Genomic DNA, 20,524 nt, shown 5'->3' with positions numbered 1-20,524 from the left:
AGAGCGTGTGACGACCCCCGAGGATCGCGCTCCGGAATCCGGAGCCGAATTCCCCGCCGACTTCCTGTGGGGAAGCGCCACAGCCGCCCACCAGGTCGAAGGCGGCAACGTCAACAACGACTGGTGGGACTACGAACACGACCCCGCGACCGCAGCCCTCGAGTCATCCGGCGACGCCATCGACCACTACCACCGATACGTCGACGACTTCGCGCTGCTGAAATCCCTGGGCCACAACGCGCACCGGCTGTCGCTGGAATGGTCACGGATCGAACCGGCACCGGGAGAGTTCAGTGCCGCCGCCTTGGCCCACTACCGGCGCGTGCTCACGGCACTGGCGGAAACGGGAATGACTGGGTTCGTCACGCTGCACCACTTCACGGTTCCGCGGTGGTTCGCGGACCGGGGTGGCTGGCTCGCCCCCGACGCGGTCGAAGCGTTCGAGCGGTACTGCGCCCGCGTCGCCGCCGAGTTCGGTGATCTCATGCCGTTCGTCTGCACCGTGAACGAGCCGCAGATGGTGTCCCTGCACGGGTATCTCGAAGGCCGGTATCCGCCCGGCGTCACCAATGCCGCCCTATGGAAACGCGTCGGACGCGTGCTGCTGGACGCTCACCGGGCAGCGGTGCGGGCCGTGCGCAATGGTGCGGGAGAGCCCAGCACCGGTCTCGTCGTGCAGCTGCCGTTGCTGGCACCCGCCCGCCCGGACGACGAGAGTTGTCAGGCGTTCTGCCGAGCCATGCGCGAGGAGATCGTCGACCTGTACCTCGACGGTCTCGTCGGGCCCGACCGGGGTGACTGGCTGGGGGTGCAGTATTACCGCCAGCAGTGGGTCGACCCGGCATGTCCGACGCTCTTCGCCGAACCCCCGCCCGGAACACGGACGAGCCAGATGGGCTGGGCAGTTCATCCCGACGGCTTCCGGCAGATGCTCCACCGAGCCTCCGAGACCGGCCTGCCCCTGTACGTCACCGAGAACGGCATGGCCACCGAGGACGACTCGGAGCGCATTGACTACCTCACCTCGCACCTCGCCGCCCTCGCCCAAGCACGGGCCGAGGGTGTCGATATCCGCGGCTATCTCCACTGGTCGGCGTTCGACAACTTCGAGTGGTCCGCGGGCTACGGCCCGAAATTCGGCCTCGTCGCGGTCGACCGGGACGAGGACTTTGCCCGCGTGCCCAAGCCCAGTGCGTACGTCTTCGAGCGCATCGCGCGAACCGGGCGTCTCGATGCCGCGGGCGACGCCGGCTGAGCACCGGAGCGCCGCACAGGACAAGGAGTAACCATGGCGCAGGACCGACCCTCCACCAGTGGCAGTGACATCGCCGCAGCGCCCGCGACGCGACGTCCCGATAAGGCCATTTCCCGAAGGGCCGTCGTCGCGGGCGCGATCGGCAACTTCGTGGAGTGGTACGACTTCGTCCTCTACGGAGCGTCAGCGACCATTCTGGCCCGCGTCTTTTTCCCCTCCTCGGATCCCCAGGCTGCGCTGATCGCCACCTTCGCCACCTTCGGCGTGGCCTTCGTCGCGCGTCCCGTCGGCGCGTTGGTTCTGGGCAACCTCGGCGACCGCGCCGGACGTCGCAACGTCCTCGCTGCGGTGGTCCTCGCCATGTCGGCCGGCACGGCCGCCATCGCGCTGCTGCCCGGCTACGAACAGATCGGAGTGGGCGCTCCGCTGCTCCTGCTGATCATCAGGGCTCTTCAAGGCTTCACGGCGGGCGGCGAGTTCGGCGGCTCGGCCACCTTCATCGTGGAATACGCGCCACCCGGTCGGCGTGGCCGCTACGGATCCTGGCAGATGGCCACCGTCGGCCTGGGCTCCGCAGCCGCCACCGCGACCGTCTTGTTCTTCAGCGCCGTGCTCGACGATGCCCAACTTCACTCATGGGGCTGGCGTATCCCGTTCGCCCTCGCGCTGCCCCTGGGGGTCATCGGCCTCTACCTGCGGATGAAGCTGGACGAGACACCCGAGTACCAGCACGTCTCCGAACTGCGGCACGCGATGGACAGCAAGCCGTCCATGCCCGTCGCCGAGGCGATGCGCCGCCACAGGAAGCGGATACTGCTCGGTGCCGCGATCGTCACCGGCGGCACGGTCACCACGTACGTCTTCCACAACTACATACCGGCCTACCTCAACTCCGAGCGAGGAGTACCGCTCCCCGTCGCTCTGGGTGGCACTCTGATCGGCCTTCTCGTCTACTCCGCGGCCAATCTGATGTGGGGCCGGTTGTCCGACCGGCTCGGACGCAAGCCGTTCATCATCGGCGGAGCACTCTGCCTGCTGGTCCTGACGTATCCGATCTTCAAGATCGCCCAGAGCGGAAGCCTGGTCGCTGTCGCTGTCGCCCAGGCACTCTTCGGGATCTTCGCCGCAGGCGTCATGGGCATGGTGCCCACGCTGCTGTCCGAGCTCTTCCCCACGACGGTGCGCATGAGTGCGCTGTCCGTGTCCTACACACTGGCGAACGCCCTCTTCGGCGGGACCGCTCCGCTGGTGGTGGCCTGGCTCGTCAGTGCCACCGGCACGGAGAACATCGTCGTCGTGTACTGCGTGGCCGCGATGTCGTTCACCCTCGTCGGCGCCTTCGTCGTCCGGGAGACGGCGCGCGAGCCGATGGCCGACATCTGAGCCCGCTCGGCGCATCTACTCGTGCGCAGAGCCACCGGGGGGAGCTAGGGCGAGAGGGTCCGGCTCACTTCCGGGGCAGCGCGGGAGGCGATGAGGTGCAGGGATTGCACCGCGGCGGAGTGCGGCAGACCGGGTAGTCGCGCCCAGTGGGCGAAGTGGTCGTAATGGATGTCTTGGTGCAGTTCGACGAGCCTGGCTGCGACCTGTTCCGGGGTGCCGACGAGGGGTACTGGCCGGGTCTGCGGCGCGCGCTGAGGCCGCACGGGATCATCGCGGTGGACAACGCGGTGGACAACGCGGTGAGCCACGGCCAACAGCTCACCGGCTTCCGCGGCCTCCTGGAGGACGACCCCTCTTTCGCCGTGTCGCTGCAGAAGACCGGCGACGGGGTGCTCACTGCTGTACGGACCGGGACCCGCGGGGGATAGCCCTCTCCGGCGCCCTGTCGTGCTGTGTCCGAGGCCCGCTCAGCCGCCTGCCGGACCGCGTTCTTCTCCCGGCAGGCGGGGCTTGCCCGGTACGGCGATGTGCCTGTCGGCAGCACGGCGGTTGGCGCCACCGAAGAAGACGTTGCTGCACGCGATGGACGCCGTGATCACGATCATCATGGGTACGTAGTCGGGTGCCCTGTTCAGGATCGTGTCCCAGAGGGAGTCCCCCTGCGGCGGTCCGAACGAGGCGTTGTGGGCGATCATGAGGAGCGCTCCGCTGACGGCGAGACCCCCGAATATCAAGGTCAAGTGGCCCCGGGTCGGTCTTGGTGCGTCTCGTCCGCCGAGCTGCAGGGCGGCGATGAAGGCCATGGCGTAGATGAGGCATGCGGCGACGGTCAGGAAGGAGTACATAGGGCTCCAGGAATGAACGTGGTCGACAGTGACGGCGTTGCGAGGCGGGCCCGCCGGCGGGGCGTCGCCGGCCGTCGAAGCGGCGGAGCCAGGCAGCAGGCGGCGTCGTGCCAGGCAGCGTAGTTCGGGCCTCTGATCGGTGCGGGCCCATTGGCGCATTTCGACAGGACGACGCGAAGGGGCCCCGCCGTACATGGCGGGACCCCTTCGGCTGAGGGCGTCGCCCACAGCAGCCGCGTCAGAGCTCCTTGATCCGCACGTCCCGGTAGGAGATCACGTCCGTGACGCCGTGGACCTGGAGGCCGATGTAGCCCGAGGCATACCGGCGCCCGTCGGTGCCGGGGTCGTCGCCGCGTGGCGGCTCGAAGACCTGGCCGCCGGTGTTGTCGAACTCGTTGATCAGCTCTCCGTTCCGGTAGATCGAATAGTGCTGCCCGACGACTTTGATCTCGTAGTCGTTCCACGTGCCCTTCGGGGTGACGCCGGCGCCGGCCAGTCCCACGCGGTCGAAGCCGTAGACCGAGCCGGTCTTGTACATGTCGCCGTCGGGCCTGTCGAGGATCTGCAGCTCGTGCCCGAACTTGATGGCGACCCACTCGGGCCGTGACTCCTCCGGGTTGTCGTGGACGTACGGGAAGCGGGCGAAGACACCGGAGTTGGCGTTCCCGTTGCCGGGAGCGTCGTCGCGGAACTGCAGCTTCAGCGAGTAGTCGGCGTACTTGCGCTTCGGATACCAGAGCATGCCCATGCCCTCGACCTGGGTGCTGCTGGTCATGCTGCCGTCGCCGTTGAGGGAGAACGCTCCGCCGCCGACGTGCTGCCAGCGGTCGAAGGTCTCCTTCGTCCCGTCGAACAGCTTCTTGTAGCCGGTCTGCTGTCCGGGCTTGCCGATGCCCGACTTCTTCGCGGCCTGGTAGATCAGCTTGTGCTCACGCGCATCGAGCACCTTGTCCTTGAGCAGCGCGTCGATGACCTTCGTGACGTGCTTGAGGAACAGGGCATGCGAGGACCAGTCCTTCTCGTCCTCGATCAGCTCGCCCACGGTGCACCGCTGGCGCGTCATCCGGTTGGGGACGCCGGTGTCGATGTCGCCGACGAAGACGGTCTCCCGCTCGTCGTACTCGGGGCAGTCGGGTGCGGGCACACCGCCGCCGGGTACGACGTCGAAGGACTCGGCGATGGCCTGCGAGGTGTTGCCGGCCTTGTCGGTCGCCCGGTGGGCGACGCTGTGATGGCCCGCACGGTCCACCACGACGGGGTCGGTGTAGGCGAGGAACGGGCCCCCGTCGAGGGAGTATTCGACCTTCTCCACCCCTGATCCCTCATCCGTGGCGGTGAGGGTCACCGTGGCCTTGCCGAGGTAGTCGCCGTCGGAGTTGGTCGTGCCCTCCGTTTTCGCTGTGGTCTCCGGCGGAGTCGTGTCCTCCTGAGGCTGCTCGACGACCGTGAACTCCACGGACTTGGCCGCGGCGGCGTTGCCCGCCTTGTCCGTCGCCTTGTAGCGGACAGTGTGGGTGCCCGGCTCGTGCACCATCACGGGTGCCGTGTAGGGCTGGAACTCCCCGTCACCCAGGGCGTATTCGACCGTGTTGACGCCCGACCCGGCGTCGGACGCCGTGACGGTGACCGTGGCCATGCCCACGTACGCGCCGTCGCCGTCCTGTTCACCGTCGACCGTCGCGGAGGTCTCCGGCGGTGTGGTGTCATCCGTGGGAGGTGCGACGACGGTGAACTCCACCGACTTCTCCTCCGCCACGTTGCCGTCCTTGTCGGTGGCTCTGTAGCGGAAGGTGTGCGCGCCGGTTTCGTGCACCATCACCGGTGCGGTGTAGGCCTGGTAGCCGCCGTCGCCCAGCGCGTACTCGACCGTGTTGACGCCGCTTCCGCTGTCGGAGGCGGTCACGGTGACGGTGGCCATGCCCACGTACGCACCGTCCGCGTTCTTGTCGCCCTCGACCTTGGCGGACGTCTCCGGGGGAGTGGTGTCCTCGCCCTCGCCGCCGTCGGTGACGACGAGGGTGCCCTGCATCTGTCCGTGACCGGGGATGGTGCAGTGGTACTTGTACGTCCCGGGGGTCAGGGTGACTTCGACGGAATGCTTGCCGCCCTGCGCGTCCGAGGGGTTGGCGAGGATGTTGACGTTCACGTCGTCGTTGTAGTCGGGGTCGCTGGTGACGAACGTCAGCGTGTGCGGCATGGACGTGGTGTTGCCAGTCGCCTCGCTGTTCTCGAACTCGATGGTCGCCGGGCCCGCCACCGCCGTCTCCGGTGCCGAGGTGTAGCGGGTGATGTCGTCGCCCGCGGTCCACCTCAGCAGCTGTGCGGCCGCCGTGCCGGAGCCGCCGGGCGGCGCCTGCTGCCCGTACGCCGGTGCCGAGGTCAGGCCCAGCACCATGAGCAGGGACGCGAACAGCGCCGTCACAGCGGTACGGAAAGCACGCCGCCGGCGAGCGCCCGGCCTGGTGCGTGTGCGTGCGTACGGGGTCATCGTGACGCCCCCTTCGCGCTCTTGCCGACGACGTCGCCGGCAGCGGGAGTGGCCTTGCCGCCCTGGTAAGTGACGTGCCACAGGGCCGACTTGTCGTCGGAGGTGAAGAAGCCGCGCCCGTAGTCGAGGACGTAGAGCGAGCCGTCCGGGGCGAACTTCCAGTCCATCAGGTTGCGGATGCCGCCCTCACCCACCGGGATGATCTTGCGCAGGCTCTCGGCGTGCACCGGGAGCGCACCGGGCTCGTCGCCGTCGGGCATCACCACGGCGTGTCTGGGCTGTTCGGCGTCGTAGAAGTCGCCGACGAACCACTTGCCGTCCCAGTAGGCGGGCCACTTGGCCTTCGAGGCCACGGACTTGTCGAAGCGGTAGACCGGGCCGTCCATGGTGGCCTGGCCGCCGCCCTTCAGCCACGGCAGCAGCAGCTTCTGCTCGTCGGTCTTGTAGCTGGGCACGCCGTTCTCGTCACGCGGGTAGTCCGGGGCGCCGCCCTGCGGGGAGTACCAGATGTTGTTCGGCTGTGCGGGCGGGATGTTCACCAGCCCGTCGTTGTTGGGGGATTCGTTCTTCAGGTGGTCGCAGTCGTACCAGCCCAGCGGCTTTTCCGGGTCGGGCAGATTGCGGTCACGGTAGGGCTGCTTGTTGCCCATGCAGTACGGCCAGCCCTGATTGCCTGCCTTCGTGATGCGGGCGAAGGTGTCGTACTTGGCGGGGCCCCACGTCGTGCTCGGCGCACCCGCGTCGGGTCCGACCCAACCGGCGTACAGGACATCGGTCTTGGTGTCGATGGAGATACGGGCGGGGTTGCGCACGCCCATCACATAGATCTCGCCACGGGTCTTGCCGCCGCCTTCGTCGGTCTCCTTGCCCGTGAAGAGGTTCCCCTCGGGGAGGGTGTAGGTGCCGTCGTCCTCGGGGTGGATGCGCAGGATCTTGCCGTTGAGATTGTTCGTGTTGCCCGCGGTGCGGCGGGCGTCGGCGAAGGAGACACCCTTGAAGGAGGGTTCGGGGTTGTTGCCCGAGTAACCGTCGCTGAACCGCGAGGAGTTGTTGTCGCCGGTGGCGATGTAGAGGTTGCGCTTGGAGTCGAAGGCCATGCCGCCGCCCGCATGGCAGCAACTGTGAACCTGTACGGGCCACTTGAGCAGGACCTTCTCCGAGGACTCGTCCAGCTTCCCGGTCTTCGCGTCCACGGTGAAGCGGGAGACGCGGCGCTCGGCCATGTGCTTGTCCCGGTCGAGCTGCGAGTGCGGCGTGTAGTGCAGATACAGCCGGCCGTTGTCGGCGAAGTCCGGGTCGAGGACGATGCCCAGCAGGCCCTCCTCGACCTTGACGAGCTCGTCGCCGCCGCCCTTGTTGCCGAACACGGTGAGCGAGCCGACCAGGGAGACCTTCTTGGTCTCCGGGTCGTAGACGTGCACCGTGCCCTGGCCCTTGCCGATCTGCGGATCGTCCCAGTCGGTCACCACGGGAGCGTCGCCGTCGCCGCCGCCGCGTCCGATGTAGAAGACGCGGCCGTCGTTGGCCGTCGCCATGCCGTGGGGCTCGCCGATCTGATCGGACTCGCCGGGCTTGTTCGGCGAAGTGACCCGCTCCGCCTTGTAGTTGGAGGTGACGGTGGCCTGGCAGTCGGCCCGCGCCAGCCGCGTCGTCCACAGCAGCGCACCGCGCAGATGGGTGCGGAAGTCGGCTTCCTGGAAGCTGTCGGCGGTGCCGCCCATGCCGGTGTAGAAGGAACGCCCGCCGTCGTAGTCGCGGCACCAGGAGATCGGGTGGTCCCAGCCCATGGCGCCCTGGCCGGGGTCGTAGCTCCGCTCACGTACGCGGGCGACGGTGTGCACCGAACCGCTCGGGTTCTTCTCCCAGTTGAGCCACTTGTCGGGACGCTTCCACTCCGTGGGCAGTCCCTTGGCCGCCGGGTTGCGGCGGTCGCCGACCTCCACGGTGGCGCGCTGCGCCTTGGCGGGTCCGTCCGCCGCGGGACGTGCGCCCACCAGACCGGAGAACCAGTCGGAGTACGGCTCCGCGTCCGCCGCGCCGTGGATGCCCAGGAAGCCGCCGCCGGCCTCCATGTAGCCCTCCAGACCGGCTTCCTGCGCAGGGTCGAGAACGTCGCCGCCGCCGGTGAGGAAGACGACCGCGTTGAACTTGCCGAGCTTCTCGGAGGTGAACACCGAGGGGTCGGCCGTCGCGGTGATCGTGAAACGCTGTGCGGCCGGGCCGCTCCGGCCGATCTGCTCGATGGCCTCGATCCCGGCATCGACGGTGGGCGGCTCGTCCCCGGCGGAGCCGTGGAAGACCAGCACGCGGACATTCTCCCCGCCCGGCGGGGAGGGGAGTTGGAGCTTCGCGGCCGACGGGTCCTGCGGAGTGCCCGCGAGGGCCGGGGATCCGCCGAGCAGGGCGGCCGAGACCGCTCCGGCCAGCAGCGCCGCGAGCCGGCCGCGCCGGGAGATCCGCCGGAACGTGAGCCGTGACCTGCGCAACCCTCTGAGGTGTGAGGGCTTTTGAAGCGGTTCGAGCCGCATGACTGATCCACCCCTCTTAAGTCACAGAAACGACGAAGAAGTTAGACCTCTTTCGGTGGAACGCCAAGAGCTATGACCACGATTCAACGAACTTTGTCCTGGATATGGATAAACGAGGCCGACGACGCTACGGTCCTTGTCGGCTCACCTCAATGTCCAAGCGCGCAGGGGTAGTTCAGGCACGCAGGCAGGCAGTGGCGGCTCCGTCCGTCGCCGAAGGGAGACCGATGTCCGAGACGTCCGGCAGCAGCAGCCTCGCCCGTCGCAGCTTCAGCAGACGCCTTCTCGCCGGATCGGCGGCGGCCGCGCTCGGACCCGCCGTCCTCGCCTCTCCCGCGTCCGCCGCCCCGCAGGTATCCGCGGGCGTCCGCCGGGCCGGGCCCGGGGGCGAGGTGCGCCATATGAAGCTCTACGCACAGAAGTTGGCAGGCGATCAGATCGGCTACGGCCTGGAGAAGGGCAAGGCGACGGTGCCCGGGCCGCTCATCGAACTCGTCGAAGGCGACACCCTTCACATCGAGTTCGAGAACACGACCGACACCACGGTCAGCCTCCACCCGCACGGCGTCGACTACGACCGGGCCAACGACGGCACCAAGATGAACGACAGCGTCGTCGAGCCCGGCGGGAAGCGCACGTACACCTGGCGCACCCACGCACCGGGCAAGCGTAAGGACGGCACGTACCGGGCGGGCAGCGCGGGTTACTGGCACTACCACGACCACATCGTGGGCACCGAGCACGGCACCGGCGGCATCCGCGCCGGCCTCTACGGGCCCCTCGTCGTGCGCAGGGAAGGCGACATCCTGCCGGAGGAGCAGATCACCATCGTCTTCAACGACATGACGATCAACAACCAGCCCAAGGGGCCCGATTTCAAGGTGACCGTGGGCGACCGCGTCGAGATCATCATGATCACGCACGGCGAGTACTACCACACCTTCCATGTGCACGGGCATCGCTGGGCCGACAACCGGACGGGCCTGCTGGAGGGCCCCGGCGACCCCAGCCGGATCGTCGACAACAAGATCACCGGCCCCGCCGACTCGTTCGGCTTCCAGATCATCGCGGGGGAGGAGGCGGGCGCCGGCGCGTGGATGTACCACTGCCATGTGCAGAGCCACTCGGACATGGGCATGGCGGGAATGCTGCTGGTCGCGAAGCCGGACGGCACGGTCCCCGGCCACGACCATCACTGATGGGCCGATGTGAACCGAGGCGTCTGAGGTGTGCTAAGTTGCACGAGTTGCAGTTTTGGTACCCATTACTTGTGTGCGCCTGACGGTTGTGACCTCAGGCGCATTTCTGTTTTCCGGTGTTTCTGGATGGGGTCAGGGCGGCGACGGTGCCCCGCGAGGTGCGGAGCACCAGTTTTGCCTCAGAGGGAGATCGACATGGCATCCGGCACCGTGAAGTGGTTCAACTCGGAAAAGGGCTTCGGCTTCATCGAGCAGGAGGGTGGCGGCGCCGACGTCTTCGCCCACTACTCGAACATCGCCGCCCAGGGCTACCGTGAGCTCCACGAGGGCCAGAAGGTGAACTTCGACGTCACGCAGGGCCAGAAGGGCCCGCAGGCGGAGAACATCACCCCCGCCTGATCACAAGCTTCGCCCGAGGGGCCCGCACCTGCAGCTGACTGCAGGTGCGGGCCCCTCGGCGTGTGCGGGGCCATCGGCCTTCCCTGGGCTTCGGCGGTCAGGGGAACGGGTGGGGCCGCCAACTCCGGTCGGCATGGCGCGAGTTCGGGCAATGTCACAGCCATGTCCCTATGTCCGGTATCCACGGAACAGTCGTGAGGAATCCGACTACCGTCGGCGGCTCCTGTTCCGACAAGCGCCCCGAGAGGCACACGTGAACATCCTCAGATCCGTCACCCTCACCGCCGGCGCCCTGGCTCTGGCCCTGGCGCCCTCCGCCGCGTTCGCGCACGACGGCGGCCACCCGTTCGAGAACTGCACCGCCGCCTACGACGCCGGGTACTCCAACATCCACAAGGGTGACTCGCACTACGGGAAGCACCTGGACCGGGACGGCGACGGCGTCGGCTGCGACCAGCCGCCTGCCGGCTTCGTGCCCGCAAAGGACCGGGACAAGGGCGAGGACTCCGGCAGCGGCGAGTCGAACGGCGATGAGGCCACCGCGAAGCAGGACGAAGGGCTCGCCGAGACGGGCGGCAGCAGCGCCACCCCGTACCTGGCGATCGGAGGCGGGCTCGTACTCGTCGCCGGAGCGGGTGTGCTCGTCGCGACCCGCAGGCGCCGCACCGAGAGCTGACGCGCAGTCACCCACGAGGTCCCGCCGGTCTCGGCGGGGCCTCGTGGGTGTCCGGCCACGGCCCTGTGAGCTGTTGAGTCGACCGAGACGGAGTTCGTGCTGGACGCCACGCTCGACGGCCACGAGGGCGACCAGCGGGTCTTCCCGCACCTGGAACGGGCGCGTGCCCCGCGATCACCTCTGACCGGGTGCGTTCCGCCCGCCGTCGGGTGTCACGTAGACGCGGTAGCCCGGCAGCTGACGCAGCGGAAGGGAGGGCCAGCCGCGTGCCCAGCTGGGCGGCGGGCGGTGGTTGCGGGTGGTCACCGCCATCGGCTCGTTCCGCAGCGCGAGCCGCCGCAGACCGTCTCCGGTGATGTTCATGTCGTGGCCGTTGGACTGGAGCGAAGTGCATCCCGCGTAGTGGGCCATCGGCACGGCGAGCGGTCCCGTGAGCGTGCACGGGGCGCGCAGGCCGAGCCGGTGCATCGCGTCAGCGGCCTCCGTCAGTCGCCCCGTCATCGTGTAGTTGCGCTCCAGCACCGAGCCCAGCACCTGGTACTGCACGCCGAAGTGACTCCCCAGCAGGAGAGCCGGCACGAGGATCAGCAGCAGCGGGCGCGGTCCGTTCGGGCCCTGTGCGAACGCCCGCCGCACGCACTCGCCGACGGGGAGCGCGATCAGCGCGTAGGACGGCAGGAGGAAGCGGGGTGCGGCGTAACCCATGAGGAAGAGGTAGGGCAGGGCGAGAACGACCGCGGTCACCGTGGCCAGCACGGCCGTGTCCCGTCTGCCCGCTCGTACGGCCGCCACGATCCCGGCGCCTGCGAGCATCGGAAGCGCGAACCACCACACCGCGGTCTGCGGTTCCTCCCATGCCATGTCGCAGGGGCGGCACAGCATCCGGCCCTGAAGGGCCCGCACATGATCGCCGATCGCGATGTTCCAGCCCATGCCACCCTGGATGTCGCTGCCCCGGTGCAGCCGTGCGAAGAGGCCGCCGTACGCCGTGTACGCCTCGATGATCCATGGCGCGGCACCCAGCAGCGCCCCCGAGGCCAGTGCGACGAAGAGCACCGGACGGCGCCAGTTGCGTACCACCAGCGCCGCGGCGCCGAGGGCGAGCACCAGCCAGGCGGCGTCGGGCGGGCGCATCAGCGCGACCACGCCGACGGAGGCTGCGAGCCCGACGAGGATGCGGCGGTCGTCCTCGCCGCGTGCGCAGCGAAGGAAGCACCCCACGGCCGCCAGCGAGCCGAAGGCACACCACAGGTTCGGCATGGCCTGCGGCCCGTAGTAGAGGGTGACCCACAGGCCCGCGAAGAGCGCGCCGCCCCAGGTGAGTACCGGCAGAGGCAGCAGCCGTCGCCACACCCACAGGGCCGCGAGAAGCGTCGCACCGGACAGCACGGCGAGACAGACGCGCAGAACCGTCGTCGACGAGGTGAACGAGACGATCGGCGCCACGAGATAGGAGATGCCGCGGGCGCGGGGGGCGCTGAAGTACGCGACGGGGTCCTGGTCGTCGACCTGGCTGATGTAGACCGACTCGTCCCAGCCGAGGCCGGTGCCCGGCAGCACGAGCAGGATCTGCAGCAAGGTGTAGAGCGCCGCGACCGCCCCGAGATGGAGCAGAGGGCGACCGGAGGGCCCTGACCCGTATTCGGGGAGGCGTCTGAGGCGGTCGGTGACCGGTGCGCTCGGAGCAGCAGGCAGCACGTACATGGCCGAACCTCGTCCCGCTTGTGAAACCGGTGGAACCGGCTGAAGATCGGTGGGCGAGATCTATGCGTAACACCCGTTATGTCGGTTTCACGGTAATGATGGCCCCGGCCAGGTCACTCACAGGTGGGCACATACGATCGCCCGTATGAGCTCTTCAGCACCGTCCGCACGCATAGCGGTGATCGGCGGCGGCGCGGTCGGCGGCCTCACCGCCGCTTTCGCCCAGGAGGCCGGTCACGACGTCACCCTCTGTCTACGCAGTCCTCTCGACGAGCTCACTCTGAGCACGGAGGGTGAAGTGCTCCGCCCCGCCCTGCGGTTCGCCACCGCGCCGGAGGAAGTGGCGCAGCACGACTGGGTCTTCCTGACGACCAAGGCGCAGGACACCGAGGGCGCCACGGGCTGGCTGAACGCCCTGTGCGGACCGGACACGGTCGTCGCCGTCATCCAGAACGGCATCGACCACACCGAGCGCGTGGCACCGCTGCTCCCGGCCGGATCCGAGGTCATGCCGACGCTGGCCTTCATGGCCGTCGAGCGCGTCGCGCCCGGCCGGATCGTGCACCACTTCAACAGCGAACTGCACGTCCCCGAGGGCCCTTCCGCCGAGCGGTTCGAGGCCCTGCTCGCGAACAGCCGGATCAGGGTCCGCAGCGTCGCGGACTTCCGTACCGCCGCCTGGCGCAAGCTGTTCACCAACGTCGCCGCCAACCCGCTGACCGCGCTCCTCAAGCAGCGCATGCACATTCTCGAGGACCCGGAGATGCTCGAGAGGGCCGAGGAGATACTCCTCGAAGCGCTCGCCGTCGCGCAGGCGGAGGGTGCGCAGGTGGACGAGAAGGACGTACGGCGTGCACTGCGGGGGAACCTCGCGGTGGCACCCGACGGGGGGACCTCCACCTTCTACGACCGTCTCGCGGGGCGCCCCCTGGAGCACGAGCACATCACCGGAGCGGTGGTGCGCGGCGCCGACCGCCACGGGATCCCCGTGCCGCTCAACCGCCTGCTGCTGACCATGCTGCGTGCCGCGGACCGCGAGCTGCGCGAGGGCCAGAAGGGCTGAAGGCGCCGCGCGCCGGCAGGCGGGAAGCCGGGGTGGACGCACAGCCGGTGCAGGGGCCGAGGACCTCGAGGCGGCTCAACGAGCCCGGCAGCTCACGAAGTGCCGGGGCGCGAACCGCCGTCCATCCCGCGCAGCCGCTCCATCTCGCGCCGATCCCGCTTCGTCGGGCGGCCCGTGCCGCGGTCCCGGCGGCCGGCCGGCGCGACCGCCTCGCGCGGCGGCGGGGGAGGGCTGTGGTCGGTGTAGCACTCCACGGCAACCGGGGCGCCGACCCGCTTGCGGATGATGCGGGACACCACGACCACCCGTTCACGCCCCGCGTTCCGCACCCGCACCTGGTCGCCCGCGCGCAGCGGATGGGCGGGCTTGACGCGGTCGCCGTTCACCCGCACATGACCCGCGCGGCAGGCGGACGCGGCCGTCGAGCGGGTCTTGGTGAGCCGTACGGACCAGATCCACACATCGACCCGTACGGTCCCTGCGTCTTCAGCCATGGCCCCGACTCTAGAGGGACCGGCCGCACGGGTCAGCGGCGTGCGAGGCGGCGCTCGCCGCCCGCGCCCGTCTCGTAGTCCAGCTTGTAGTGCTCGAACACCATGGCCTCGTCCTCCGCCGGCAGCTCTCCGTCCGTATCGATCCAGGGGGCGGCGCGCACTTCGTTCTTCCCGTAGGCGACCCGTACGTACTCCGGACCGACCGTCGCTCCGGTCAGCGGCACGAACACCAGCTTGCGCCGCGTGGGCATGCCCGTCGTGAGGGTGGCGAAGAAGGGCTGGTCGGTGCGAGTGTCGACGTACACGGACTCGAGCTTGCCGATCTTGCTGCCGCCTGGGTCGACCACGTCACGGTCCCGCCACTCGCGGATGTCGCCTGCCTCGAACATCTTCCGCCATCCCTTCGCGCCAACGGTCCGCCGACGGTCTCCGCGCACCGGTACGTGCCCCCCCAGCGTGCCGCAGATGCCCAGGTTTGGCACTGTGCGGTCGGGTGGTACTGGGGCGGCGTGGATTCTCACCTCACCCTCCAGGTCGACGGCGAAAGACGTGCCCTGACCGTCGACACGCGGACCACGCTCCTCGACGCCCTTCGCGACCGGCTGTCCGTCACCTCGCCCAAGAAGGGCTGTGACCACGGGCAGTGCGGCGCCTGCACGGTGCTGCTAGACGGCCGCCGCGTGCTCAGCTGCCTGACCTTCGCCGTCGCACACGACGGAGCCGAGGTGATGACCGCCGGGGGGCTCGCCGACGCGGACGGTGAACTCCACCCGTTGCAGCAGGCGTTCCTCGATCACGACGGCTTCCAGTGCGGCTACTGCACGCCGGGCCAGATCTGTTCGGCAGCCGGCATGCTCGCCGAAGCGGCCGCCGGGCACCCCAGCGCCGTGACGCCGATGACGGACGGCGGCCACGCCGGGCCCACCGCCGGAGGCGCCCCGGCAGTACTCGACGACGACGAGATCCGCGAGCGCATGAGCGGCAACCTGTGCCGCTGCGGCGCCTACGTCAACATCGTCGCGGCGATCCGGGAGGTGGCCGCGAAGTGATCCCCTTCGACTACGCGGCTGCCTCCGACACCGGCCGCGCCGTCGCCACCGTGACGGCGCGGCCCGGCGCCGCGTTCCTCGCCGGCGGCACCAATCTCGTGGACCACATGAAGCTCGGCGTCGCCACTCCCGACATGCTCGTCGACGTGACGCGGCTGCCGCTCGACCGGATCGAGGAGCTGCCCGACGGGGGCCTGCGCATCGGTGCCACCGTCCGCAACAGCGACCTCGCGGCGCATCCGCTGGTGCGCGAGCGCTACCCCGTCCTCTCGCAGGCGCTCCTCGCCGGCGCCTCCGGCCAATTGCGCAACGCGGCCACCACCGCGGGCAATCTGCTGCAGCGAACCCGCTGCGGCTACTTCCAGGACGTGACGACACCGTGCAACAAGCGCGAGCCCGGCACGGGTTGTGCGGCGGTCGGCGGCTGGAACCGCTACCACGCCGTGCTCGGCGCGTCCGAACACTGCCTCGCGGTGCACCCGTCGGACATGGCCGTCGCCATGAGCGTCCTCGATGCCGTGGTGGGCGTGCTCGGCGAGGACGGTGAACGGCGCATCCCGCTACGGGAGTTCCACCGTCTGCCCGGCGGCAGGCCCGAACGCGACACGGTCCTCGCGCACGGCGAGCTCGTCACGTCCGTCGAACTCCCTCCGCTGCCCGCCGGTGCCCGCAGCGGCTACCGGAAGGTGCGCGACCGCGCCTCGTTCGCCTTCGCGCTGGTCTCCGCCGGCGCCGTCCTCGTCGCCGATGCGGAACGCGTGCACGAGGCGCGCATCGCGTTCGGCGGCCTCGCGCACAAGCCCTGGCGTGCCACGCACGCCGAAGAGGCGCTGCGCGGTGCGGCACCGACGGAAGAGAGCTTCATGCGGGCGGCCGACGCCGAACTGCGGCACTCCAGTCCGCTGCCCGGCAACGCCTTCAAGATTCCGATGACGCGCAACGCTCTCGCCGAGCTGCTGCGCGGACTCACCACACAGGAGCGGCGATGAGCGCCCCGGACGCTTCACAGCCGCTGAAGCCGCTCGACGTGCACAGCGTCGGCACCTCGCCGCAGCGCGTGGACGGCCCCGCCAAGGTCACCGGAAGAGCCCCCTACGCCTGGGAACACACCCTGCCGGGCCCGGTGTTCGTACACCCCCTTCAGGCGTCGGTCGCGCGTGGACGGGTCGTGGTGATGGACACCGGACAGGCGGAGGCGCTCGACGGCGTCCTCGCCGTACTCACCCCGGACAACGCCCCCCGCCTCGCCGACACGGGGGACGCCGAGCTGGCGGTGCTCCAGTCCCGCGAGGTCGACTTCCGCGGCCAGTTCATCGGCGCCGTCCTCGCAGAGACGCCTGAGGTGGCACGGCAGGCCGCGCAGCTCATCGGTGTCGAATACGAACAGCAGTTGCACGACACGGAGTTGAGCACAGACCGGACGGACCTCTACCGGCCGGAGACCGTCACACCCGGCGACCCGCCCGACTCCGACGACGGTGACGTGGACGCCGCCCTCGCCGCGGCCCCGGTCACCGTCGACGTGACCTACCGAACCCCGATGGAGCACAACAACCCGATGGAGCCGCACACTTCGGTCGTGGTGTGGGAGGAAGGCCCTGACAACGAAGCGCAGTTGACGGTCTACGACTCCACGCAGGGCGCGCACCAGGTCCGGCAGACCCTCGCGCCGCTGTTCGGGCTTCCCCCGGAGCGCGTCCGGGTCGTCTCACCGCACGTCGGCGGGGGCTTCGGCTCCAAGGGGATGCCGCACGCGCACAACGTTCTCGCCGTGATGGCAGCGATGCGCTGCGGAGGCAGGCCCGCCAAACTGGCGCTCACCCGGCAACAGATGTTCTCGCTCACCGGCCACCGCACCCCCACCATTCAGCGCGTGCGGCTCGGCGCGGACACCCGCGGGCGCCTGACCGCCCTCTGCCACGACGTCGTCGAACAGACAGCCAGGATCAAGGAGTTCGCGGAGCAGACGGGGGTGCATGCGCGGATGATGTACGCCGCCGACAACCGCCGCACCAGTCACCGGCTCGCGGCGCTGGACACCCCCGTACCGTCCTGGATGCGGGCCCCCGGCGAGGCACCGGGACTGGCCGTCTCGGAAGCCGCCATGGACGAACTCGCCCTCGCCTGCGGCCTCGACCCCATCGAACTGCGCGTGCGCAACGAGCCGGAGACCGACCCGGAGACCGGCAGACCATGGTCCGGACGCCATCTCGTGCAGTGCCTGCGCACCGGCGCGGAGCGCTTCGGCTGGGACAGGCGCGCCGAAGCCGGCACCCGGCGCGAGGGAGACTGGCTGGTCGGGCTCGGTGTCGCGAGCTCGACCTATCCCATGTACGTCATGCCGGGGACCGCGGCCGAGATCGAGCGCCGGGCGGACGGCGCGGGCTCACCCGACGGATACGCGGTGCGCATCGGCGCGGTCGACCTGGGCACCGGCACCTGGACCGCCCTCACGCAGATCGCGGCCGACGCGCTCAATTGCCCGTTCGGCGACGTGCACTTGGAGATCGGTGACACCGACCTGCCGCCGGCGAGCGTCGCCGGCGCCTCCTCCGGCATCAACACGTGGGGAACCACCGTCGTCGCCGCCGCCCGTGCCTTCAGGGAGGAGCACGGCGAGACCCCGGCCCCCGGCGCCCGGACCCGCGCCTCCACCCCGTCCGACCCGGCCTTGGAGAACTACGCCGCGCACTCCTTCGGCGCGCAGTTCGCCGAGGTCCGTGTGCACTCCGGCACCGGAGAGCTCCGCGTGCCGCGCATGCTGGGTGTCTTCGCCGCCGGACGCATCATCAACCCCCGTACGGCACGGTCCCAGTTGATCGGCGGCATGATCATGGGGATGTCGATGGCGCTGTTCGAGGAAAGCGTCTTCGACCACGGCACGGGCCACGTCATCAACCACGACTTCGCGCAGTACCACATCCCCACCTGCGCGGACGTCCAGGACATCGAGGCGATCTGGCTCGACGAACCCGACCTGCACGCCAACCCCATGGGCTCCAAGGGCATCGGCGAGATCGGCATCGTCGGCTCGCCGGCGGCCGTCGTCAACGCCGTGCACAACGCCACGGGGATCCGCGTCCGCGACCTGCCGGTCACACCGGACAAGCTGCTCCCCACCTGACGGGCCGGCTCCAACGGCGGCGCACCTGCCGGCTGGGGCGGACGACCACCGGGCGCAGCTCAGCGGAAGGCGCCGAAGTCGTCGCTGATCGCGAGGCCGGCGCGGTGCATGCGGATCACGATCAGAGGAATGCGCGAGGGCAGCAGCCGGTCCGTCGGAGCGGCCACCGCGATCGCCCCGACCGGCGCCCTGGTCCGGTCCCGTACGACGACACCCACCGCGGCGACGTCGTCGGCGCTCTCCCCGTGGTTGGTGGCGTAGCCGGCATGGGCCACTCCGGCCAGGTGGCTCTCGATGTCCTCGATGGACTTGAGCGTCCTGCCGGTCAGCGTCTGCACACCGCGCGGGTAGAGGTCCCGCACCTGCTCCGCCGGCATGGCACCCAGGATGGCCTTGCCCGCGGACGTGGCGTGGGCGGGAAGCACCATGCCGGTGCGCAGCCCCACTCGCAGCGGCTGTGCGCTCTCGACGCCGTCGACGAAGCGGACGCCGTTGCCCTCCAGCACCGCCAGGTGCACCGTCTCTCCGGTCTCCTCGGCGAGGGCCCGCAGGTGAGGGCGTGCCACCTGGCGCAGGTCGATACGGGTGAGTGCCCGCAGGCCCGCTTCGGCCAGTGCCGGGCCGGGACGGTAGACGTGGCTCGTCCCGGACTGCTGGGCGAATCCGCGGAATGACAGCGTCGACAGCAGACGGTGGGCGGTGGAGCGCGCCACGCCGAGAAGCGTGGCCGCCTCGGACACGCGGAGCTCTCCGTTCTCGTCCAGGGCGTGGATCAGCCGCAGTGCGTTGTCCACCGAGGCGAGGCTGTAGGGCGGCGCCACCGGCTGCGCTTCTTCCTCCGCGCGTGCCCCGCGGGCGGCACGCGGCCGTTCCCGGCGCGGTGCCGCGGCCCTATTCCTGCTTGCTGACGCGCTCTCTGTCATAGGAGGCGACCTTCTTGTAGCTGTCGGAGATCGCGGCCATTTCCTCGAGGCTCATGACGTCCTCGATGCGCCGGAAGGGACGGTCACCGGTGCGTTCGTAGACCTCCTTGAGGATCGTATCCGGCGGCCGCGTGCGGTTGGCCTGCACGACTTCCGCTGTGGCGGGCAGCCGCCGCGACTCGTAGCCGAGCAGTGCCTCGCGGGGATCGGACGAACTCTCCAGCGCGATGCGCAGCGCCCGTGCGTCGAGGACGGCCTGGCCCGCGCCGTTGGAGCCCCTGGGGACCATGGGATGCGCGGCGTCGCCGAGCAGCGTCACGCCGCCGAACGTCCAGCGGGGGATCGGGTCCTGGTCCACCATCGGGTATTCGAGGATCGTCTGCGTGCTGCGGATGAGCGCGGGAACGTCGAGCCAGTCGAACCGCCAGTCCTCGAACACGTCGATGAAGTCCTCGATCCGGCCCCGGCGGGTCCAGTCCCGCTCGGGGCTGCGGGGACGCTCCACCTCGGCCACCCAGTTGACGAGCTGCTCGCCGCCGGCGCCCACATCTTCGCGTACGGGATAGATCACCATTTTCCCGGAGGCGAGCCAGCCGGCCCGCACCATGCTGGCCCCGCTGAGGAACGGCTTCCACTCGGTGGTGCCCCGCCACATCGTCACGCCCGAGTACACGGGGGCGCCCTCGTCCGGGTAGAACTGCGACCGCACCGCCGAGTGGATCCCGTCGCAGCCCACGGCGACCGTGGCGGTCTCCTCCGTACGCGCTCCCGTCGCGGTGTCCTCGACGGTCAGCCGCACGCTTCTGCCGTCGTCGTGCACGTACGTGACCTTTCGGCCGAGCTCCACGGCGTCGTGGCCGAGCCTCTCCCGCACGGCGGCGAGCAGCGTGAACTGCACGTCGCCGCGGTGCATGGACACCTGTGGCTGTTCGTAGCCGGCGTACCGGCCCGACGGCTCCCGGTAGACGAACTGGCCGAAGCGGTTGAAGAAGACGGACTCCTTCGTCGCGACCCCGGCGTCCTCCATCCGCTCCGCGACGCCGAGCCCGTGCAGCACGCGCATCGCGTGCGGGAGGAGGTTGATGCCGGCTCCGACGGGTTCGAGCTGCGGCGCCGCCTCCAGTACGCGGCAGGGGATGCCGGCCTGGTGCAGTTCGAGGGCGAGTGTGAGCCCTCCGATTCCCGCGCCGACGACGACGACGTTCATGTGCGGTCTTGCCCTTCTCGTCACACGTCCGGTTCCGGCCGCACGGCGGGCGGCCACCAGCGGCCGGGTACGGCGGAAAACAGTCACGATTCTGTTCCGTGGAACAGCTCCGCCCGTACTCCTGGGCCGGTCGATACGTGGCTCCGGCCGTATCCGATGATGCGCGAGGTGCTCCTCCGCGACCGTG

18 protein-coding genes are annotated in these 20,524 nt (G+C 69.7%); 10 read left to right on the top strand and 8 right to left on the bottom strand.

The window, feature by feature from the left end:
- Window positions 1-7: 7 nt before the first annotated feature.
- The 3 genes from I004_RS0105430 (at window position 8) to I004_RS0105420 (ending at window position 3,066) form a co-directional block, all read left to right on the top strand.
- Window positions 8-1,255: a glycoside hydrolase family 1 protein gene (locus I004_RS0105430; RefSeq protein WP_028434636.1), complete on the top strand. Its 1,248-nt coding sequence runs from the start codon at window positions 8-10 to the stop codon at window positions 1,253-1,255.
- A gap of 33 nt (window positions 1,256-1,288) precedes the next feature.
- Window positions 1,289-2,638, top strand: coding sequence for an MFS transporter (locus I004_RS0105425; protein ID WP_037975044.1), 1,350 nt, complete (start codon window positions 1,289-1,291; stop codon window positions 2,636-2,638).
- Between the two features lie 164 nt (window positions 2,639-2,802).
- Complete coding sequence (locus I004_RS0105420) at window positions 2,803-3,066, top strand: hypothetical protein (RefSeq protein WP_158677005.1); 264 nt, start codon at window positions 2,803-2,805, stop codon at window positions 3,064-3,066.
- Between the two features lie 39 nt (window positions 3,067-3,105).
- Here I004_RS0105420 and I004_RS0105415 read toward each other — a convergent pair whose 3' ends face one another.
- The 3 genes from I004_RS0105415 to I004_RS0105405 form a co-directional block, all read right to left on the bottom strand.
- A complete protein-coding gene (locus tag I004_RS0105415; protein WP_028434633.1) occupies window positions 3,106-3,483 on the bottom strand; it encodes a hypothetical protein in 378 nt (125 codons plus the stop codon).
- A 238-nt stretch (window positions 3,484-3,721) separates the two neighbouring features.
- Window positions 3,722-5,878, bottom strand: a complete 2,157-nt coding sequence (locus I004_RS0105410) for an OmpL47-type beta-barrel domain-containing protein (protein ID WP_037975248.1) — start codon at window positions 5,876-5,878, stop codon at window positions 3,722-3,724.
- Between the two features lie 89 nt (window positions 5,879-5,967).
- Window positions 5,968-8,499, bottom strand: coding sequence for a ThuA domain-containing protein (locus tag I004_RS0105405; RefSeq protein WP_028434631.1), 2,532 nt, complete (start codon window positions 8,497-8,499; stop codon window positions 5,968-5,970).
- A gap of 227 nt (window positions 8,500-8,726) precedes the next feature.
- On the opposite strand from I004_RS0105405, the gene I004_RS0105400 reads away from it, so the two are divergent.
- The 3 genes from I004_RS0105400 (at window position 8,727) to I004_RS0105390 (ending at window position 10,773) form a co-directional block, all read left to right on the top strand.
- Entirely contained in the window at window positions 8,727-9,698 is a 972-nt protein-coding gene (locus tag I004_RS0105400; RefSeq protein WP_028434630.1) for a multicopper oxidase domain-containing protein, read from the top strand.
- 195 nt (window positions 9,699-9,893) lie between these two features.
- Window positions 9,894-10,097 (top strand): cold-shock protein, encoded by a 204-nt coding sequence (locus I004_RS0105395; protein WP_028434629.1) that lies wholly within the window; start codon window positions 9,894-9,896, stop codon window positions 10,095-10,097.
- 253 nt (window positions 10,098-10,350) lie between these two features.
- Window positions 10,351-10,773 carry an LAETG motif-containing sortase-dependent surface protein gene (locus I004_RS0105390; RefSeq protein WP_028434628.1) on the top strand — a complete coding sequence of 141 codons (423 nt, stop codon included), beginning with the start codon at window positions 10,351-10,353 and terminating at the stop codon, window positions 10,771-10,773.
- A gap of 174 nt (window positions 10,774-10,947) precedes the next feature.
- On the opposite strand, the gene I004_RS32415 is transcribed toward I004_RS0105390, so the two are convergent.
- A complete protein-coding gene (locus tag I004_RS32415) occupies window positions 10,948-12,477 on the bottom strand; it encodes a hypothetical protein (RefSeq protein ID WP_486579750.1) in 1,530 nt (509 codons plus the stop codon).
- Between the two features lie 145 nt (window positions 12,478-12,622).
- Between I004_RS32415 and I004_RS0105380 the strand changes: the two genes are divergently transcribed.
- Window positions 12,623-13,540 carry a 2-dehydropantoate 2-reductase gene (locus I004_RS0105380; protein WP_028434627.1) on the top strand — a complete coding sequence of 306 codons (918 nt, stop codon included), beginning with the start codon at window positions 12,623-12,625 and terminating at the stop codon, window positions 13,538-13,540.
- Window positions 13,541-13,632: 92 nt separating this feature from the next.
- On the opposite strand, the gene I004_RS32410 is transcribed toward I004_RS0105380, so the two are convergent.
- Both I004_RS32410 and I004_RS0105370 read right to left on the bottom strand, forming a co-directional pair.
- Window positions 13,633-14,034, bottom strand: a complete 402-nt coding sequence (locus I004_RS32410; protein ID WP_037975042.1) for an RNA-binding S4 domain-containing protein — start codon at window positions 14,032-14,034, stop codon at window positions 13,633-13,635.
- 32 nt (window positions 14,035-14,066) lie between these two features.
- On the bottom strand, window positions 14,067-14,423 hold the full coding sequence (locus I004_RS0105370; protein ID WP_028434626.1) for a PRC-barrel domain-containing protein: 357 nt from the start codon (window positions 14,421-14,423) through the stop codon (window positions 14,067-14,069).
- Between the two features lie 120 nt (window positions 14,424-14,543).
- Between I004_RS0105370 and I004_RS0105365 the strand changes: the two genes are divergently transcribed.
- Genes I004_RS0105365 through I004_RS0105355 form a run of 3 tightly spaced genes read left to right on the top strand, consistent with a single transcriptional unit; the run spans window position 14,544 to window position 18,207 of the window.
- On the top strand, window positions 14,544-15,083 hold the full coding sequence (locus tag I004_RS0105365) for a 2Fe-2S iron-sulfur cluster-binding protein (protein ID WP_028434625.1): 540 nt from the start codon (window positions 14,544-14,546) through the stop codon (window positions 15,081-15,083).
- Complete coding sequence (locus tag I004_RS0105360) at window positions 15,080-16,072, top strand: FAD binding domain-containing protein (protein WP_028434624.1); 993 nt, start codon at window positions 15,080-15,082, stop codon at window positions 16,070-16,072. The genes I004_RS0105365 and I004_RS0105360 overlap by 4 nt, the downstream gene beginning before the upstream one ends.
- Complete coding sequence (locus I004_RS0105355) at window positions 16,069-18,207, top strand: xanthine dehydrogenase family protein molybdopterin-binding subunit (protein WP_051344730.1); 2,139 nt, start codon at window positions 16,069-16,071, stop codon at window positions 18,205-18,207. Before I004_RS0105360 ends, I004_RS0105355 begins: the two co-directional genes overlap by 4 nt.
- A gap of 59 nt (window positions 18,208-18,266) precedes the next feature.
- Here I004_RS0105355 and I004_RS32405 read toward each other — a convergent pair whose 3' ends face one another.
- Window positions 18,267-19,028 (bottom strand): IclR family transcriptional regulator, encoded by a 762-nt coding sequence (locus I004_RS32405; protein WP_037975040.1) that lies wholly within the window; start codon window positions 19,026-19,028, stop codon window positions 18,267-18,269.
- Between the two features lie 70 nt (window positions 19,029-19,098).
- Window positions 19,099-20,424 carry a flavin-dependent oxidoreductase gene (locus I004_RS0105345; protein WP_486579749.1) on the bottom strand — a complete coding sequence of 442 codons (1,326 nt, stop codon included), beginning with the start codon at window positions 20,422-20,424 and terminating at the stop codon, window positions 19,099-19,101.
- Window positions 20,425-20,524 lie beyond the last annotated feature (100 nt).

The sequence above is a fragment of the Streptomyces sp. TAA486 genome, from assembly GCF_000426165.1.
This window is presented reverse-complemented; position numbering and strand designations above follow the sequence as displayed.

Excerpts from the sequence above, each read along its gene's own strand:
- I004_RS0105425 (WP_037975044.1), top strand. The coding sequence starts at position 1,289 with ATGGCGCAGGACCGACCCTCCACCAGTGGCAGTGACATCGCCGCAGCG.
- I004_RS0105420 (WP_158677005.1), top strand. The coding sequence starts at position 2,803 with ATGGATGTCTTGGTGCAGTTCGACGAGCCTGGCTGCGACCTGTTCCGG.
- I004_RS0105415 (WP_028434633.1), bottom strand. The coding sequence starts at position 3,483 with ATGTACTCCTTCCTGACCGTCGCCGCATGCCTCATCTACGCCATGGCC.
- I004_RS0105410 (WP_037975248.1), bottom strand. The coding sequence starts at position 5,878 with ATGGTGCTGGGCCTGACCTCGGCACCGGCGTACGGGCAGCAGGCGCCG.
- I004_RS0105405 (WP_028434631.1), bottom strand. The coding sequence starts at position 8,499 with ATGCGGCTCGAACCGCTTCAAAAGCCCTCACACCTCAGAGGGTTGCGC.
- I004_RS0105400 (WP_028434630.1), top strand. The coding sequence starts at position 8,727 with ATGTCCGAGACGTCCGGCAGCAGCAGCCTCGCCCGTCGCAGCTTCAGC.
- I004_RS0105395 (WP_028434629.1), top strand. The coding sequence starts at position 9,894 with ATGGCATCCGGCACCGTGAAGTGGTTCAACTCGGAAAAGGGCTTCGGC.
- I004_RS32415 (WP_486579750.1), bottom strand. The coding sequence starts at position 12,477 with ATGTACGTGCTGCCTGCTGCTCCGAGCGCACCGGTCACCGACCGCCTC.
- I004_RS0105380 (WP_028434627.1), top strand. The coding sequence starts at position 12,623 with ATGAGCTCTTCAGCACCGTCCGCACGCATAGCGGTGATCGGCGGCGGC.
- I004_RS32410 (WP_037975042.1), bottom strand. The coding sequence starts at position 14,034 with ATGGCTGAAGACGCAGGGACCGTACGGGTCGATGTGTGGATCTGGTCC.
- I004_RS0105370 (WP_028434626.1), bottom strand. The coding sequence starts at position 14,423 with ATGTTCGAGGCAGGCGACATCCGCGAGTGGCGGGACCGTGACGTGGTC.
- I004_RS0105355 (WP_051344730.1), top strand. The coding sequence starts at position 16,069 with ATGAGCGCCCCGGACGCTTCACAGCCGCTGAAGCCGCTCGACGTGCAC.